At 72.8% G+C, this 17161-nt stretch carries 13 protein-coding genes; 9 read left to right on the top strand and 4 right to left on the bottom strand.

Going from position 1 to position 17161, the window contains the following annotated elements; genetic code table 11:
- The first annotated feature begins 195 nt into the window (after nt 1-195).
- From trpA to H288_RS0113150, 4 genes are all read left to right on the top strand, one after another.
- Complete coding sequence (gene trpA / locus H288_RS0113135) at nt 196-1035, top strand: tryptophan synthase subunit alpha (RefSeq protein WP_020093039.1); 840 nt, start codon at nt 196-198, stop codon at nt 1033-1035.
- An 80-nt stretch (nt 1036-1115) separates the two neighbouring features.
- On the top strand, nt 1116-2012 hold the full coding sequence (gene accD, locus H288_RS0113140) for an acetyl-CoA carboxylase, carboxyltransferase subunit beta (RefSeq protein ID WP_020093040.1): 897 nt from the start codon (nt 1116-1118) through the stop codon (nt 2010-2012).
- An 8-nt stretch (nt 2013-2020) separates the two neighbouring features.
- A complete protein-coding gene (locus tag H288_RS0113145) occupies nt 2021-3346 on the top strand; it encodes a folylpolyglutamate synthase/dihydrofolate synthase family protein (RefSeq protein ID WP_020093041.1) in 1326 nt (441 codons plus the stop codon).
- Nucleotides 3347-3578: 232 nt separating this feature from the next.
- Nucleotides 3579-4478, top strand: coding sequence for an outer membrane beta-barrel protein (locus H288_RS0113150; protein ID WP_020093042.1), 900 nt, complete (start codon nt 3579-3581; stop codon nt 4476-4478).
- A 123-nt stretch (nt 4479-4601) separates the two neighbouring features.
- Here H288_RS0113150 and trxA read toward each other — a convergent pair whose 3' ends face one another.
- A complete protein-coding gene (gene trxA / locus H288_RS0113155) occupies nt 4602-4925 on the bottom strand; it encodes a thioredoxin (RefSeq protein WP_010682902.1) in 324 nt (107 codons plus the stop codon).
- Between the two features lie 222 nt (nt 4926-5147).
- Complete coding sequence (addA, locus tag H288_RS0113160; protein ID WP_020093043.1) at nt 5148-8645, bottom strand: double-strand break repair helicase AddA; 3498 nt, start codon at nt 8643-8645, stop codon at nt 5148-5150.
- A 212-nt stretch (nt 8646-8857) separates the two neighbouring features.
- On the opposite strand from addA, the gene minC (H288_RS0113165) reads away from it, so the two are divergent.
- The 5 genes from minC (H288_RS0113165) (at nt 8858) to H288_RS0113185 (ending at nt 12700) form a co-directional block, all read left to right on the top strand.
- Nucleotides 8858-9526 carry a septum site-determining protein MinC gene (gene minC / locus H288_RS0113165; RefSeq protein WP_042672281.1) on the top strand — a complete coding sequence of 223 codons (669 nt, stop codon included), beginning with the start codon at nt 8858-8860 and terminating at the stop codon, nt 9524-9526.
- Between the two features lie 231 nt (nt 9527-9757).
- Nucleotides 9758-10486, top strand: coding sequence for a septum site-determining protein MinC (minC, locus tag H288_RS0113170; protein ID WP_020093045.1), 729 nt, complete (start codon nt 9758-9760; stop codon nt 10484-10486).
- 13 nt (nt 10487-10499) lie between these two features.
- Entirely contained in the window at nt 10500-11315 is an 816-nt protein-coding gene (gene minD, locus H288_RS0113175; protein ID WP_020093046.1) for a septum site-determining protein MinD, read from the top strand.
- Nucleotides 11312-11653 carry a cell division topological specificity factor MinE gene (gene minE, locus H288_RS0113180; RefSeq protein ID WP_020093047.1) on the top strand — a complete coding sequence of 114 codons (342 nt, stop codon included), beginning with the start codon at nt 11312-11314 and terminating at the stop codon, nt 11651-11653. The genes minD and minE overlap by 4 nt, the downstream gene beginning before the upstream one ends.
- Before the next feature lie 162 nt (nt 11654-11815).
- The gene (locus H288_RS0113185) at nt 11816-12700 is read left to right on the top strand and encodes an alpha/beta hydrolase (protein ID WP_020093048.1); all 885 of its coding nucleotides are present in this window, start codon (nt 11816-11818) and stop codon (nt 12698-12700) included.
- Here the strand turns inward: H288_RS0113185 and H288_RS0113190 are convergent.
- Complete coding sequence (locus H288_RS0113190) at nt 12690-14126, bottom strand: cytochrome P450 (protein WP_020093049.1); 1437 nt, start codon at nt 14124-14126, stop codon at nt 12690-12692. The genes H288_RS0113185 and H288_RS0113190 overlap by 11 nt on opposite strands.
- Before the next feature lie 77 nt (nt 14127-14203).
- Nucleotides 14204-16864: an ABC transporter ATP-binding protein gene (locus H288_RS0113195; protein ID WP_020093050.1), complete on the bottom strand. Its 2661-nt coding sequence runs from the start codon at nt 16862-16864 to the stop codon at nt 14204-14206.
- Between the last annotated feature and the right edge of the window lie 297 nt (nt 16865-17161).

Genomic DNA, 17161 nt, shown 5'->3' on the forward strand with positions numbered 1-17161 from the left:
CGAGGGCTAGGCCGGCGCCGCCGTCCCGGCAACCGGCCCGCGCGCATGGCCGCGTCTCGCGCGTGGCCGGGCCTCCGGGACGCCTTCGCCCGCGGTCGCCGCGGGCCCGCCCGCTTCACGGGCCGGTGCCTTTGGTGTAGCGCGGGGGCAATCCCGGGCCGTCGGCGGCCCTGCAGAAGCGAATATCGACCGACCATGCCGAGCCGCATCGACGCCACCTTCGCCCGCGCCCGCGCGGAGAACCGGTCCGTCTTCGTCACCTACGTGATGTCCGGCGATCCCGATCCCGCGACCTCGCTCGAGGTCCTGAAGGCGCTGCCGGGCGCCGGCGCCGACATCCTGGAATTCGGCCTGCCGTTCACCGACCCGATGGCGGACGGCCCGGCGATCCAGGCGGCCGGCCTGCGGGCGCTCAAGGCGGGCCAGACGGTGTCGGGCACCCTCGACCTCGTGCGCCGCTTCCGCGCCGGCAACGACACCACGCCAATCGTGCTGATGGGGTACTACAACCCGATCCACACCTACGGCGTCGACCGCTTCCTCGACGACGCGCTGGCGGCCGGCGTCGACGGGCTGATCGTCGTCGATCTCCCACCCGAGGAGGATTCCGAGCTGTGCCTGCCGGCCCTCGGCAAGGGCCTCGCCTTCATCCGCCTCGCCACCCCGACCACCGACGAGCGGCGCCTCCCGGCCGTCCTCGCGAACACGGCGGGCTTCGTCTACTACGTGTCGATCACCGGCATCACCGGGACGGCGACCCCGGATTTCGGCAAGGTCTCCGAGGCGGTCGCCCGCATCCGGCGCCACACCGAGCTGCCCGTCGTCGTGGGATTCGGCGTCAAGACCGGCGCCCACGCGGCGGCGATCGCCGAGGGCGCTGACGGCGTCGTGGTCGGCTCCGCGCTCGTGGACGTCCTGGTGCGCTCCCTCGACGGCGAGGGCCGGCCGCAGCCCGGAACCGTCGAGGCCGTGACGGAGCTGGTGCGCGAACTCGCCGCGGGCGTGCGGTCGGCGGGCGTCGGGCGGGCCGCCTGACGGGCGGACCGGGCACCCCTGGCGGCGGAGCGCGCCGCACCTGATATCTGCGCGGGCTTGAAGCGGACGGACGCAAGTCGATGGTCGAACCGATGAACTGGATCTCGGAGGTGGTGCGCCCCCGGATCAAGACCTTGTTCAAGCGCGAGACGCCCGAGAACCTCTGGGTCAAGTGCCCGGACACGGGGCAGATGGTGTTCCACAAGGAGGTGGAGGCCAATCACTGGGTCATTCCCGGTTCCGAGCATCACCTGAAGATGGGCGCCCAGGCGCGCCTGAAGATGATGTTCGACGAGGGCACGTGGATCGACGTGGCCCTGCCCGAGGTCACCCCCGACCCGCTGAAGTTCCGCGACGAGAAGCGCTACGTCGACCGGCTCAAGGAGGCCCGGGCCAAGACCGGCCTGCAGGACGCGTTCAAGATCGGCTTCGGCCGGGTCGGCGGCCTTCCGATGACGCTGGCCGCGCAGGAATTCGGCTTCATGGCCGGATCGCTCGGCATGGCGGCGGGCGAGGCCTTCGTGCGCGGCGCCGAGACGGCGCTGGAGAAGCGCACGCCCTACGTGCTGTTCGCGGCCTCCGGCGGCGCGCGCATGCAGGAGGGGATCCTGTCGCTGATGCAGATGCCGCGGACCACCGTGGCGGTGCGCCGGCTCAACGCGGCCCGGCTCCCCTACATTGTGGTGCTCACGAACCCGACCACGGGCGGCGTCACCGCCTCCTACGCGATGCTGGGCGACGTCCACCTCGCCGAGCCCGGCGCGCTGATCTGCTTCGCGGGACCGCGGGTGATCGAGCAGACGATCCGCGAGAAGCTGCCCGACGGCTTCCAGCGGGCGGAGTACCTGCGCGAGCACGGCATGGTCGATCAGGTGGTCCACCGGCACCAGCTCAAGGAGACGATCACGCGTCTCTGCAGCCTCCTCACCAACGCGGCCCAGGCCGACGCGCCGGCCGCGGCTTCCGAGGCGGCCTGAGCCCGGCGATGGCCTCGTCCGACGCTCTGATGGCGCGCTTCCTGGCGCTCCACCCCCGCACCATCGACCTGTCGCTCGGGCGCATCGAGCGGCTGCTCGCGCGGCTCAACCATCCCGAGCGCCGCCTGCCGCCCGTGATCCACGTGGCCGGCACCAACGGCAAGGGCTCGACCATCGCGTTCATGCGGTCGATCCTGGAGGCCGGGGGCCTGGCCGCCCACGTCTACACCTCCCCGCACCTCGTCCGCTTCCACGAGCGGATCCGCATCGGCGGGATCGGCGGCGGGCATTTCGTGGACGAGGACCGGCTGGCCGACGCCTTCGCGCGCTGCGAGAGCGCCAATGCCGGCGAGCCGATCACGATGTTCGAGATCACCACGGCCGCGGCGTTCCTGCTCTTCTCGGAGAGCCCGGCCGACGTCCTGCTCCTGGAGGTCGGCCTCGGGGGCCGGCTCGACGCCACCAACGTCATCGACCGGCCGGCCTGCGCGGTGGTGACGCCGATCGGCCGCGACCATGCCGAGTATCTCGGCGACACGGTCGAGTCGGTCGCGACCGAGAAGGCCGGGATCTTCAAGCGCGGCTGCCCGGCGGTGATCGCCGCCCAGGACTACGCCGAGGCCGACGCCGTCCTCTGCCGGCGCGCGGAAGCCCTCGGGGCCGGGCCCGTGCTGGTGGGCAACCAGGACTTCTCCGTGCACGAGGAGCGCGGCCGGCTCGTCTACCAGGACGAGACCGACCTGTTCGACCTCCCGCGGCCGCGCCTCGCCGGGCGTCACCAGCTGGTCAACGCCGGAACCGCGATCACCGCGCTGCGCGCCGCCGGGTTCGGCGACATCGGGATCGCGGCCCTGGAGCGGGGCCTGACCGAGGTCGAGTGGCCGGGCCGGCTGCAGCGCCTCGGCCGCGGCCGGCTGGCCGCCCAGCTCGATGCCGGCACCGAGCTGTGGCTCGACGGCGGCCACAACATCGACGGCGGCCGGATCCTCGCGGCCGCCATGGCGGATCTCGGCGAGAAGAGCGACGTGCCGCTCGTCCTCGTGGTCGGCCTGCTCGGCACGAAGGACGCCGACGGGTTCCTGCGCAACTTCGTGGGCCTGGCCCGGGCCCTGGTGGCCGTCCCGATCACCGGGACCATGGCCGCGCGCCCGGCCGAGGAGGTGGCCCGGATCGGCGAGGATGTCGGCCTCAAGACCTACGCGGCGCCGAGCATCGAGGCGGCCCTCGCCCTCGTGCGGGACATCGCCTTCGAGCGCCCGCCGCGAATCCTGATCTGCGGATCGCTCTACTTGGCCGGCATGGTTCTCGCCGCCAACGACACGCCGCCGGTCTGAGTCGTCTCCAGTCTGGGAGCGCCGCGCGCGGCCGCTGTATCAAGTGGCCGGGAACCGGAGACCTGTGAAATCCGGATTCTGCATTCGAAAATCCGTCGAATCGCCGCAATCGCCCGGACGGACACCCGTCCACGGCCACGCTTTCCTCCCGCTGTGGCAGCTAAGCTACATCCTCGCGGGGCCCGATCGCATAGTTTCACCGGCGATCGGGCTTATGCTGGGGATCACAGTAATGAAGAAGCTTCTCACCTCTCTCGCGGCGTTCACCGCGCTCACGGCCGCCGCTTCGGCCGCCGACCTGCCGCGCCGCGCCGCGCCGCCGCCGGTGTTCACCCCCGTTCCGGTGTTCACCTGGACCGGCGCCTACTTCGGTATCAACGCCGGCTACGCGTTCGACGCCAGCAGCAACTCCACCCGCGGCTTCGTCCAGACGCCCGGCAACCCGGTCGCTCTGGTTCCGGGCGGTCTCGTCCCCTACCAGGCCCTGCTGCCGAACGGCTCGTCGCTGGTCTACAGCAACGACAGCCGCGAGGGTTTCTCGGGCGGTGGCCAGATCGGCTACAACTGGCAGCTGACCCCGGGCTCCGGCGCCGTGATCGGCTTCGAGGCTGACGCGCAGTACCTCGACTTCGGCCGTCGCGCCCGCTTCGCCACCAACGCCGTGGCGATCAACCCGGGCTTCATCCCGGTCAACGGCACGCTCAACACCATCGACTTCTTCGGCACCGTCCGCGGTCGTCTCGGCTGGGCCTTCGACCGGACCCTCGTGTACGCTACCGGCGGTTTCGCCTACGCCACCGGCACGGATGACGGCGCTCGCGTCGGCCTGCAGAACTTCGCCGGCCGCCGGAACGACTTCAAGACCGGCTGGACGGTCGGCGGCGGTGTCGAGTACGCCCTGCCCACCGACTCGTTCCTGAACTTCTTCCGCTCTTCGGCCGTCACGCTGAAGGTCGAAGGTCTGTACGTGAACCTCGACAACAACAACGGCCGCGCCCAGGCGCCGCTGGTTGGTGCTGCGATCTCCCCGGTCGGCCTCGTGCCGGTGTACTCGCTCGCCGGCGCCAGCCGGAACGAGAACGCCTTCGCCGTCGTCCGCGCCGGCCTGAACTACAAGTTCGGCTCGTACTGAGACGGAATACGGGATCCCGGGCCAAGCACCGGGATCCCGAAATAAAAAACTTGGGCTCGAAACCGAGAAAGCCCGGCCTCGCGGCCGGGCTTTCTTTTTGTCGTTCGGAGCCGTGACGGCAGATCAGGCGGTCTGGGCGCCGATCCAGCGCGACAGGTCGCCCTTCGGTGCGGCGCCGACCTTCTGGTCCACGCGCTCGCCGTTCTTGAAGAGCAGCAGCGTCGGGATCGAGCGGATGCCGTACTGGGCGGCGATCTGCGGGTTCTCGTCGACGTTGACCTTGGCGATCTTCACCTTGCCCTGCAGGTCGGTCGCGATCTCCTCGAGGGCCGGGCCGATCTGACGGCAGGGGCCGCACCACTCCGCCCAGAAATCCACCACGACGGGCTCGGCGGACTTGAGAACGTCCTGCTCGAAGCTCGCGTCGGTTACTTTCACCGTCGCCATAACGTCACCTTTCGGAATCCGCCGCCCGTCGGGCGGCGTCGAACGGGCAGAGGCCCGCGCGGTCCGGTCAGAATTGGCGACGGCCCGGCGCCCGGTCAAGAAGTCCGGTCGCCGGGGGAGGGCGGGGGTGCCCGGGACGCACGGCTCTCTCGGTGAATCGCCCCACCGCGACGTGCGCTGGCGCATGCGGACCGCTTCCGGGCACGCGCCCCGGGGCACGGGTCACGCCTCGATCCCGATCCGGTCCAGGGCCGTCGCGACGTCGTCGGAATCGAGGGCGCGGATCACCGGCCCCGAGGTCCAGACGAGAATCGGCCGGATCGTCCGGCCCGGGTAGATCTGCGCGAGGAGGCGCGCATAGAGGGCGATCTGGCCGGCCTCCGCGGCGGGCAGCGGCGCGCCGGGCTCGGGCGGGCGCCCGGTCTTGAAGTCGGCGAGGTGCACCATGTCCGCCGTCACGGCGAGGCGGTCGACGCGCCCCTGGACCACCCTCTCTGTCCCGCCGGCACGGACACGCCCCGACAGCGCCACCTCCGCGCGGGCGTCCCGGGCGAAGAGCGGCGCGAGGTCGGGGGCGTCGATGATCCGGAGGACCGACCGGACGATCGCGGGGGCGGCCGCGCGCGGCAGACCGGGCGCCCGGGCCTGCACGAAGGCGCGCCCCGCCGTCTCCCGGCGGTCCGGCTCGACCCGGGGCAGGTGCTGCAGCAGGGCGTGGGTCAGGATCCCGCGGCGCCGGGCCTGCGCGTCGGCGAGGCGCGGCGGCGGCACGCGCGTTCCGTCCGCCGCCTGCAGGGCGCCGGAGGGGTTCAGGGCCTCGGAGGTCGGTTCCGGCGGCACCGGGCCGCGCAGCCAGTCGGGCTCCGGCCCGGCCTCCGCTCCGGCCGACGCGGCACCCGCGGCGGGGGCGGAATCCGGCGGGGCGCCGTCCTGCCAGAGAGTCGCGGGCCCGTAGGGGAGTTCCAGCGCCCGGCCGGCGCCGAGTGCCGCCTCCAGGCCGGCCTGGATCATCCGGCACCACGCCGCCTCGGTCTCGCGCTCGTGGCCGCGGAAGGGCGCGACGATCAGCCGGTCGGCCGCGCGGGTCATGGCGACGTAGAGCAGGCGGTTGTGCTCCTGCCGGGCCTTGGCGAGCAGGGCCGCCCGCGCCGCGTCGGTGGCGGCGCAGTCCTGCGTCCGCCCGCCCGACCAGACCGGCGGCAGGGCGATCTCCGTCGCCGGGAGCGGCAGGAGGGGCGGGTCGTTGCGGCCGAGGGGCTCGCACCCGTCGAGGATCACCACGACCGGCGCCTCCAGGCCCTTGGCGCCGTGGACCGTCATGACCCGGACCTCGTCGCGGCCCGATTCGAGGTCGCGCTTGACCGTGTGGCCGGCCTCGGCCCCGACGTAGCGGGCGAGGAAGCCGCCCAGCGACGGGGCGTCCTCGCCGGTCTCGGCCTGGGCGGCGGCGGCGAGGAACACGTCGATCGCGTCCCCGGCCTCGCCGCCGAGGCGGGCGACCAGCTTGGCCCGGCCGCCCTGCGGCCCGAGGAGCCGGGCGTAGAAGCCGAACGGGCCGTGGAGCCCCGCCAGGGCGATCCAGCCCGACAGGGCCTCGAGCCCGCGCCGCGCGGCCGCGTCGCCCGCCGCGGCGTGGCGGTGCAGGGCATCCTCCAGGGTCTCGGCGAGGTCGCGGCGGGCGGCGATCCGCACGAGGTCGTCGTCGGTGAGGCCGACGAGCGGCGTCTTGAGGGCGGTGGCGAGGGTCAGGTCGTCGGCCGGCAGGAGGCCCGCCCGGCCGGCGGCGACCAGGTCGGCCACCGCGATGTGGGCGGAGACCTCGAGCCGGTCCTGCCCGGCGACCGGGACGCCGAGCCCCTTCAGGGCGCGGATCACCTCCTCGAAGGCCGGCCCGCGCTTCCGGACCAGGATCAGGACGTCCCCGGGGCGCCAGATCCGGCCGGTCGCGTCCCCCGCGGTGGTCCAGGCGCGCACCGCCTGCGCCACCCGCCGGGCGGTGACGATCGCGGGAGCGCTGGTCTCGGGCGCGTCCACGGGGGCGGTCCAGGCATCGGGCTCCGCGGCCGGCTCAGGCTCGGCGATCGGCCACAGCTCGACGGCGCCGGGCGCGCCCGGCCGGGCGCTGGCGTGCACGGTCGTGCGGACCGTGTCCTCGAACGACAGGCCCTCGTTGTGGGCGTCGAGGGCGAAGACCGCGTCGACGGCGCGCAGGACGAGGCCGGTCGAGCGGAACGACAGGGTGAGCGGCACGTCCTCGAAGGTCAGTCCGGCCGAGCGCGATTCCGCGATCCAGGACGCGCGGGTCAGGGCGAATTCCCGCGGCTCCGCGCCCTGGAAGCCGTAGATCGACTGCTTGGGGTCGCCCACCGCGAAGCGCGTGCGGCTGCCGGACCGCGCGCCCTCGCCGGCGGCGAATTCCTGCGTGATCGCCCGCAGGATCGCCCACTGCTCCGGGTTCGTGTCCTGCGCCTCGTCGACGAGGACGTGGTCGATGCCGCGGTCGAGCTTGTACAGGACCCAGCCGGCGCCGACGCGGCCGAGCAGGTCCAGCGCCTTGTGGATCAGGTCGTCGAAGTCGAGGGCGCCGAGGCGCGCCTTCTGCGCCTCGACGCGGCGGTGGATCTCGGCCGCGATCTGGAACAGCGCCTGCGTGCGGGCATGGGCCCGGGCGGCGCGCAGGCGGTCGAACAGGGGCTCCAACCGGTCCCGCTCGGCGAGCAGCGACGCCTTGACGCCGGCCGGCACGCCCTTGGTCCCGAGGCTGCTGTCGGCCTTGGGCTCGTCCTTCTGGGTGAAGAAGACCGCGCGGTAGAGCGCGAGCGCCTCGGCCCGGTCGGGAAGGTCCGCGGAGCGGAGCCGCTCGGCCTCGGCGGCTTCGAGCGCGTCGGCGAGCTTCTCGTCGTTGGCCTTGCCGGTGCGCAGCGCCGCGACCAGCGCGGCGCGCTCCTCCGGGCGGCAATCGGGACCGCCCTCGAGGATCGCGGCCTCGATCCGCTCGGCGGATTCCTCGGCCGCCAGCCCCAGCGCCCCGTGCAGCCGCCCGAAGGCCCGCTCCAGGCCGGCGGCGTCGCCGATGAAGCTCCGCGCTCGCACGGCCGCCCGGATCGCCGCCCGCAGGGTGTCGCCCGTGGCTTCCGGCGTGACCCGCGCGAGGGCCGCGCTGAGCGGCGTGTCGCCGTTCGCGACGGCGTCGGCCAGGACGTTGGCCATCTCGATGTCGAACAGTTCCCGGGCCTTGGCCTCGTCGAGCACCACGAAGCGGGCCGGCACGTTCGCCTCGAAGGGGAACATGTGGAGCAGCCGCTCGCACAGGGCGTGCAGCGTCTCGATCTTGAGGCCGCCCGGCGTCTCGACCGCCCGGGCGAAGAGGCGGCGCGCCAGCCGCAGGCGCTCGGGCCCGGCGCGCTCGCCGGTGAGCTCGGCGAGTTCGGCGGCGAGGGTCTCGTCGTCCAGCGTGACCCAGCGGCCGAGCAGCCGGAAGACGCGGATCGCCATGTTGGCCGCGGCGGCCTTGGTGAAGGTCAGGCACAGGATCCGGCCGGGCGGCGCCTCGTCGAGGAGCAGCCGGACCACCCGGTCGGTGAGGACCTTGGTCTTGCCCGCGCCGGCATTGGCCGAGACCCAGGCGGAGGCGCGCGGGTCGGCCGCCCGACGCTGGTTGGCGCGGGTCAGGTCGTCGACGACGAAGGGGGCGGGGGCGTGCGGGGTGGCGCTGCTCAACGGTCCGGTCCGGCTCGGCTGCCGGCACTCTCTACAACAGAAACGCGCCCGCGGGCCCGCCAAGGCGTCACACCGGCCCTCGCGGGATTGCCCCGGGCGCGGCGCCGTCCCATGGATGCAGACGATCCCTTCCGCGCACACCGAACACGCCCGTGACCCAGCCGACATCCGAGCCGGCGCGCCCGCCGATCCGCTTCCGCGGCCGCTCCTTCATGGCCACCGTCCTGGCGCCGATCCCCCCGGTCGCCGACTGGTTCGGCGACCTCGACGCCCTCAACCGCCGTGCCCCGAACTTCTTCGCCGGCCGGCCGGTGATCCTCGACCTGTCCGGATTGCAGCTCAACCGCGAGGATCTCGACGGTCTGCTCGCCGAGCTGGCCGCCCGCAACATCCCGATCCTGGGGATCGAGGGCGCGGCGCCGTCGCTCCTGGATTCCGCGACCCCGCCGGCCCTGTCGGGCGGACGGCCCGCGGGGGAGGTCGCCGCCCCGGACGAGTCGGCTGCGGACGCGCCCGCGCCGGCCGAGCCGCAGGCCCGGGAGACGGTGCGGTCGCTGATCCTCGACGCGCCCGTGCGCTCCGGCCAGACCGTGCTGCACCTCGAGGGCGACGTCACGGTGCTGGGCGCCGTGGCGTCGGGCGCCGAGGTCATCGCGGGCGGCTCGATCCACGTCTACGGCGCCCTGCGCGGCCGCGCGATCGCGGGCGCGGCCGGCAACCCGACGGCGCGGATCTGGTGCCGGCGGTTCGAGCCGGAGCTGGTCGCGATCGACGGTCTCTACCGCGCCGCCGACGACCTCGACCCGGCCTTCCGGGGGCAGGCCGTGGAGGTGCGGCTGCTGGAGGACGCGATCAAGCTGAACCTGTTCGAGCGAGGTTGAGAGGCTTCGCAGCTCCGGCGTTCAGGCCGTCGGTTAACGGCCTTTCAGCCCGCGCAGAACCCACGGAGACCGGGGCCGAGCCCCCCGCGACGCGCGCCCGAGGGCGTGAGACCATCCTCCGCTGCCCCGATACAAGGATCCCGGCAGAATTTGCCGACCGGATCAGAAACTTAACCCTTCGGTAACCATACCCGCCGTCAATGGTCCGGTAAGGACTCTTAACGGGCGGACATGAGCGACACCCTCCCCGAGCCGATCGACCCGGAGACCGCCACAGCGGCGGCTCCTTCCGCGCCCCGGCCGCTCAGCCTGCGCGGGCGGGCCTTCAAGGCCCTGGCCCTCTCCCCCGAGCCGCCGCTCCCCGAGTGGCTCGCGGGCCTCGACGCGGCGCTCAAGCGCTCGCCGACCCTGCTGAAAGGCCGGGCCGTCATCCTGGACTGCGCCCAGCTCAAGCCCGAGCCGGACGCGCTCGAGACGCTCATGAACGAGCTCAAGGCCCGCGGCATCGCGGTCCTGGGCATCGAGGGGGCCGACGCGGTGGTGGACGGCCTGCCGCCGCTGCTGGTCAAGGGGCACCCGTCCGAGACGATCGAGATCCCGAGCGTCCCGGCCGAGCCGGAGCCGCAGGTGGTCACCTCGATCACCGTCGAGGGCTCGGTCCGCTCCGGACAGAGCGTCATCAACCCGACCGGCGACGTGACCGTGATGGGGTCCGTCTCCTCCGGGGCCGAGATCCTGGCCGGCGGCTCGATCCACGTCTACGGCGCCCTGCGCGGTCGCGCGATCGCCGGAGCCGCGCGCAACCCGCGCGCACGAATCTACTGCCGCAAATTCGAACCCGAGTTGCTGGGGATCGACCGCCTCGTGCGGACGGCGGAGGACATGGGCACGGCCCTGCGCGGCAAGGCCGCCCAGGTCTGGCTCGATGGCGGCAACATCCGAATGGCAAGCCTGGATTAAGGGAGATCGACGCGTGGCAAAGGTTCTCGTCGTCACATCGGGCAAGGGCGGCGTCGGCAAGACGACGACGACCGCGGCCCTCGGAGCGGCCCTGGCCCAGGGCGGGCAGAGCGTGTGCGTCGTCGACTTCGACGTCGGCCTGCGCAACCTCGACCTCGTCATGGGCGCCGAGCGCCGGGTCGTCTACGACCTCATCAACGTGGTCAACGGCGACGCCAAGCTCCCGCAGGCGCTGATCAAGGACAAGCGGCTCGAGACCCTGCACCTGCTGCCGGCCTCGCAGACCCGCGACAAGGACGCGCTCACCGATGAGGGCGTGGCCCGGGTGATGGACGAGCTGCGCGCGAAGTTCGACTGGGTGATCTGCGATTCCCCCGCCGGCATCGAGCGCGGCGCCCAGCTCGCCATGCACCACGCCGACGTGGCGGTGGTCGTGACCAACCCCGAGGTCTCCTCGGTGCGCGACTCCGACCGGATCATCGGCCTCCTCGATTCCAAGACCGCCAAGGCAGAGAAGGGCGAGGACATCGAGAAGCACCTGATCCTCACCCGCTACGACCCGATGCGGGCCGACCGCGGCGACATGCTCAAGACCGAGGACGTGCTCGACATCCTGTCGATCCCGCTGCTCGCGATCATCCCGGAGAGCCAGGAGGTGCTGCGCGCCTCGAACCTCGGCTGCCCGGTGACGCTGAACAACCCGCTCTGCGCCCCGGCGCGGGCCTATGCCGACGCGGCCCGCCGGCTCAAGGGCGAGTCCGTGCCGATGAGCCTGCCGGTCGAGCGCAAGTCCTTCCTCGACAAGCTGTTCATGCGGAGGGCGGCGTGAGCATCCTGGGACTGTTCCAGAAGCGCAGCTCCGGCGCGGTCGCCCGCGACCGCCTGCAGCTGATCCTCGCCCACGAGCGCGCGGAGTCGGGTCGCCCCGACCTCGTGATCCAGCTCCGGGAGGAGATCCTGGCGGTGATCGCCAACCACGTCGCGGTGGAGCCCGACAAGGTGAAGGTCACCCTGGAGCGCGGCGAGGGTGTCTCGACCCTCGGCCTCGACATCGAGCTGCCGCTCGGTGCCTCGGGCAAGCTCGACGCCAAGCTGGCCGCGAAGCTCGCCGAGGTCGCCGCCAAGAAGGGGGCCGTCAAGCCGGCCTCCTCCAAGAAGGCCGCTTGAGCCGGGCGGGGAGCGTCCCCGCCGGCACGGAGATCCACGCGCCGCGCCCGGTCCGCCGGGTGCGGCTTCGTCGTTCCTTCCACGAACTCCGGTCCCGACTCTCGACCGGGCGCCCCGTCGCGCCATCTCGGAAACCCGGGGGAGGCCGATGAGAGGATCGCCATGCCGAGCGCCACGACGGACGACGGGATACGGCTCCACTACGAGGAGAGCGGCCAGGGGACGCCGCTGATCTTCGTCCACGAGTTCGCCGGCGATCACCGCAGCTACGAGGCGCAGCTGCGCCATTTCGGCCGGCGCTACCGCGCGGTCGCGTTCAACGCCCGGGGCTACCCGCCCTCCGACGTGCCGGAGTCCGTCACGGCCTACGCGCAGGCGCGCGCGGCCGACGACATCCTGGCCATCCTCGACCATCTCGGCGCGCCGAAGGCCCACGTCGCCGGCATCTCCATGGGTGCCTTCGCGACCCTGCATTTCGGCCTGCGGCACCCCGACCGGGCGCTGTCGCTGTGCCTCGGCGGCTGCGGCTACGGCGCGGAGCCGGAGCGGCAGGCGCTGTTCCGCGCCGAGGCGGACGCGACCGCCGCGATGCTCCTCCGCGACGGCATGGCGGCCTTCGCGGAGCGCTACGCCGTCGGGCCGACGCGGGTGCAGTTCGAGACCAAGGACCCGCGCGGGCACGCCGAGTTCAGGCGGATGCTCGCCGAGCATTCGGCCCTCGGCTCGGCCAACACCCAGGCCGGCGTGCAGAAGGGGCGGCCGTCGCTCTACGATCTCACGGACGAGCTGGGGCGCATGACCGTCCCGACCCTGATCGTCGCCGGCGACGAGGACTGGCCTTGCCTCGCCCCGAGCCTGATGCTCAAGCGGGTCATCCCCTCCGCCGCCCTCGCCATGCTGCCCAATACCGGCCACGCCCTCTCGGTCGAGGAGCCCGACGCCTACAACCGCCTGCTGGACGACTTCCTGGCGCAGGTGGAGAGCGGCCGCTGGCCGATGCGCGACCCGCGGGCGATCTCGGCGACGATCACCGGGATCAGGGGCTGAACGGCGCGCGGGGAATCAGCCGGAAGCGCGCTGGGCGATCGGGCTGGGTCGTTACGACCGCCTGGGGCAGCACCGGCTCGCGCTCGTCGAGCACCAGCCGGAACCGCTGGAGCACCCGCGCCAGGGAGAGGACGGCCTCGCTCAGGGCGAACTGCGCGCCGATGCAGACCCGCGGGCCGGCCCCGAAGGGCAGGTAGGCGAAGCGCCGCGGGGCCTGGGCGCCGGGCAGGAAGCGGCCCGGATCGAACGCGTCCGGGTCCGGCCAGAGCGACCGGTGGCGGTGCAGCACCCAGGGGCTCACCATGACGATGTCGCTCGCCTTGACCGCGTGGCCCGCCACTGTGTCCGGGCCCAGCGCCCGCCGGACGACCACGAAGGCCGCCGGGTACAGGCGCAGGGTCTCGTCGATCACCGCGCGGGTGAGCGGCAGCCGCCCGTCGCTCTGGCAGCCGGTGGGGTCGGCGAGGTCGGCGGCCCGCGCCTCGGCGGCGACCCGCTCCTGCACCTCCGGGGCGAGGGCCAGCAGGTAGGCCGCCCAGAACAGCGTGCCGGCCGTGGTCTCGTGGCCCGCCAGGATCATGGTGGCGACCTGGTCGCGCAGCTCGTCGGGCGTGAAGGCGGCGCCGGTATCGGGATTGCGCGCGGCCGCGAGCAGGTCGAGCAAATCGCCCGAGCGGGACCTGTCCCCCTCGACCGCCCGGCGCGCCGCGATGATCCGGTCGAGGAACGGGATCCACCGGCGCCGGAACCGGCGGCGCGACCAGTCGAGGGGCACCGGCCAGCCCGGGGGGGTGACGATGTCGAGGAGGTGCGGCCGCCCCATCCGCTCGGCGTACTCGGCGATGAACTGGCGCAGCTCGGCGCCGTGCTGGTCCATCCCCACCGAGAACATGGCGCGCCCGGCGATCTCGAGGGCGAGCCGATAGAAGGACGTGAACAGGTCGACCGGCCCCGCCGCGGCCTCGGCGGCGATGCGCTCCATCCCGTCGGTCACGGCGGCGGCGATGTGGGGCACGAGGCCGTCGATCGCCCGCGGAGTGAAGGCCGGCGCCAGGGTGCGTCGCTGGTGCCGCCACGCCGAGCCCTCGCTGATCAGGAGCCCGTCGCCGAGGATCGGGCGCAGGATGCGGGTCGTCCCGGTGGTGCGCGCGTAGTTCGCCTGATTCTCGACGAGCACCCGGCGGATCGCCTCGGGGTCGTTCAGCACGAAGCTCGACCGCCCGAGCAGGCCCCGGCGGGTGACCGGCTCCTCGAAGGCGCGCCGGGGGAAGCCCGCGAGCGCGTTGTCGCGGATCGACCGCAGGTAGGCGGGCAGCGGCAGCTCGCGCTCGGGCGGGGCGCGGTGCGGCGGCACCACGCGCGGCGTCCCGGCGAGGCTCGGGATCGTCCGGTCCGGGGTCGCGGTGGCGTCCGAGAATGTTGGCATGGGGTGCCATCCTGTGCCGGAGACGGGCAGCCCTGTAAACCGCCGGCCGCGCCCCGCGCGGACCGGTCACGCTTACGTCATTCCGCCGCCGCGCGCAGGCGCGCTTCGGCACTCCGGTCGGCACTCTGGATCGGCAGGCGCGCGGGGAACCGGGCCGGGTCGGATTCCGGCGACAGGCTCGCCACGAGGCTCGCCCGGGGCAGGGCGGTCTCGGTCACGTCGAGCAGCGTGTCGACGCCCCGCTCCAGGTGCTCGTCCACCCGGTCGACCACGAGAATCTCCGGCTCGCGCAGGATCGCCCGCGCGAGGCCGACCCGCACCCGCACGCGCTCGGCGAGCGCCTGCCCGCGGTTGCCGACCTCCTTCTCGAGGCCGCGCCGCTGGATCGGCCGCTCCAGGTCGAACTCCCGGAACACCGCGCGGGCCTCCTTCTGGATCAGCGCCTCGCCGTGCATCCGCGCCGTGTCGATGCGGCCGAACAGCAGGTTGTCGAGGACGGTGCTGCGCGGGTTGATCCGGTTCGGGTCGTAGGATTCGACGTCGCAGCCGTCGTCGCCGTGCATGAAGCCCTGCACGACCGCCCGCGCGCCGACCATGCGCTTGGCCAGGGTCTCGTCGAGCAGCCCGAAGCGCATCCGCGGCTCGACATAGGCGAGGGCCAGCGCCAGGAAGGCCACGCTGTCGGTCTCGCTCAGCCGCCCGTCCTCGGGCAGGCGCGCGAGCCGGCGCAGGTAGTCGGGCAGCGCGTCCGGGGTGATCAGCGAGAACCGCCGGAACAGCGGGTGGCCCGGCGGCACGTCGGCGAAGATGTCCTTGAGGTTGCTGGCGATGGCGACGCCCATCCGGTCGAGCTCGTCGAGGAGCTTCACCTTCTCCAGCGCGTCGCGGAACAGGGGAACGCCGGCGAGGCGGCGCGGATCCGTCAGCGTCGGGTCGCGGGGGACGCCGAACAGCAGGTTCTCCCCGACGGTGGCCTGCTCGTTGTAGTGGCCCCGGGCGAAGGGGATCACGAGGTCGGCGAGACCCTTCTGGGCGAAATGCTCGCGCAGGTGCTCCCGCGCCGCGATCATGCGCTGGCCCACCGGCGTGTCGTGGGCGACCGAACTCAGGGCGCCGAGCCCGAACCGGTAGAGCTCGTCGCCGAGGTCGAGCCGGCCGAGCAGGTCGAGCAGGCGCTCGTCGAGCTCGTCGGCATCCCGGACGCCGAGGCGCTTGAAGTCGATCCAGGGGTCCTCGACGCTGTCGCAGGGGTTGCCGGTCTTCACCGCCTCGTTGATCCGCGCCTTGCTGAGGTCGAGGCTCTTGGTGCGCAGCGGGTGCACGCGCAGCCCGTAGAGGACGTTGTCGCGCAGCGTCCCGGGGAACAGCACGGGCTGGACGCCCGCGTAGGCGATGCGCCGCGCGTGGTCGCGGCGCGGCAGCGTCGAGAGGTCGTGCTCGCCGATCCGGACCGTGCCCCCGGGCGGCGACTGGAGCCCGGCGAGCACGCGGACGAATTCCTGCGCGATCGCCCCGGGCGGGACCAGGGCGACCTGCCCGGGGAGGCGCACCTCCGCGTCGCCGACCTCGATCAGGGAGCCGCCCTGCGGATCGCGCAGCTGCAGGCCCTCCAGCCGCAGCGGCCCGCCGAGGCGGGGCGCCGCGCGCTCGGATTCGTGCTCGGCCGGCAGGAGGCGCTGCGGGCCGAAATGCGCCGCCACAGTCTCGTACTTGACCTCGACGTCGAGGCGCTGCTGGTCCCAGTCGATCAGCTCCTTGAGGGGCGGCGGCAGGTCGCGGTAGGCGGCCAGGACCGCCACGAGCTGGCCGATGTCGAGCTGGCCCTTCAGGGCGAAGTAGCCGCCGATCGCGTAGAACAGGAACGGTGTCACCTGCGCGAGCAGGTTGTTGAGATATTTGACCGCGAACTTGCGGCGGTAGATCCGCAGGCGCAGGTCGTAGAGCCGGTAGAGGCGGCCGCCGATCTCCGCGCGTTCCCAGCGGCCGGTGTCGTTCAGCGTCACCGCCTGCAGGCCGTCGAGCACCTCGGCGACGCGCCCGGCCAGGGCGCGGGACGCGATCTGGCGCTGGCGGCTGAGACGGATGATCTCCCGCCGCAGCCGCGGGATCACGGTCATCTGCACGGCGACCATGCCGCCGGCCGCGATACCGAGCCAGATGTTCTGCATCATGATGAAGGCCAGCGCCGTCGCGGCCTGCGTGCCCAGGAACACCGGCACCACGATCGCGTCGCCGATGAAGGAGCCGATCGGCTCGACCTCGTCCCGGATGATCGTCGCGGTCTCGGAGGATTTCACCTCCCGCTGCGTCTCCGGGGAGAAGCGCAGCATCAGCGAGAACAGCTGGAACCGCAGGCGGCGCAGCATCCGCTCGCCGAGAATGCCCTTCTGGAGGTTGATCCAGAACTTGAACGCGCCGTTGATCAGGACGAGGCTGAGGAACAGCGTCGACAGGCTGAGCAGCAGCTCGAACCGGTCGAGCTGGAACCCCTCGAACAGGTGCGTCTTGCCGCCGCCCAGGAAGGCGGGCCACTCGACGGTGAGCTCGAGGAACGGCGCGGTCGCCTTGCCGTGCGCGTAGGCCTTCCCCGTGATCGCGTCGTTGACGATGCGCTTCGGCAGGTCGAGCGAGGCGAAATAGAACGGGAGCGACGCCAGCACGACGGCGCAGATCCGGAGCTGCGCGACCTTGGAGTAGCGCCAGATATACGGGAACAGCCGCGGCTCAAGCGCGCGCATCGTGTCCTTCCGACGAAAGCCCGCCCTGGCGGCCCGACGGCCGAATCGCCGCAGCCGGACGCCTGATCCTGGTCGATACGCTACCCGAGGGATCCGGTTTCATCCAATACAGCCCGATAGGCGCGGATTCCCGCCGGCCGCGGTGTCATCGCGCCGTCATATAGGGCACTCGGCGCCGGATCCCGACGCCGATCTTCCCCCAGCAATCCCGGTCACGCGAGGCCCCCATGACTTCAGCGGCCTTGCCCAAGCGCGCGCGTCCTTATATTGCGACGCAACCACCACGACTCCGTACCT

Source organism: Methylobacterium sp. 285MFTsu5.1 (assembly GCF_000383455.1).
Taxonomy (GTDB): Bacteria; Pseudomonadota; Alphaproteobacteria; order Rhizobiales; family Beijerinckiaceae; genus Methylobacterium.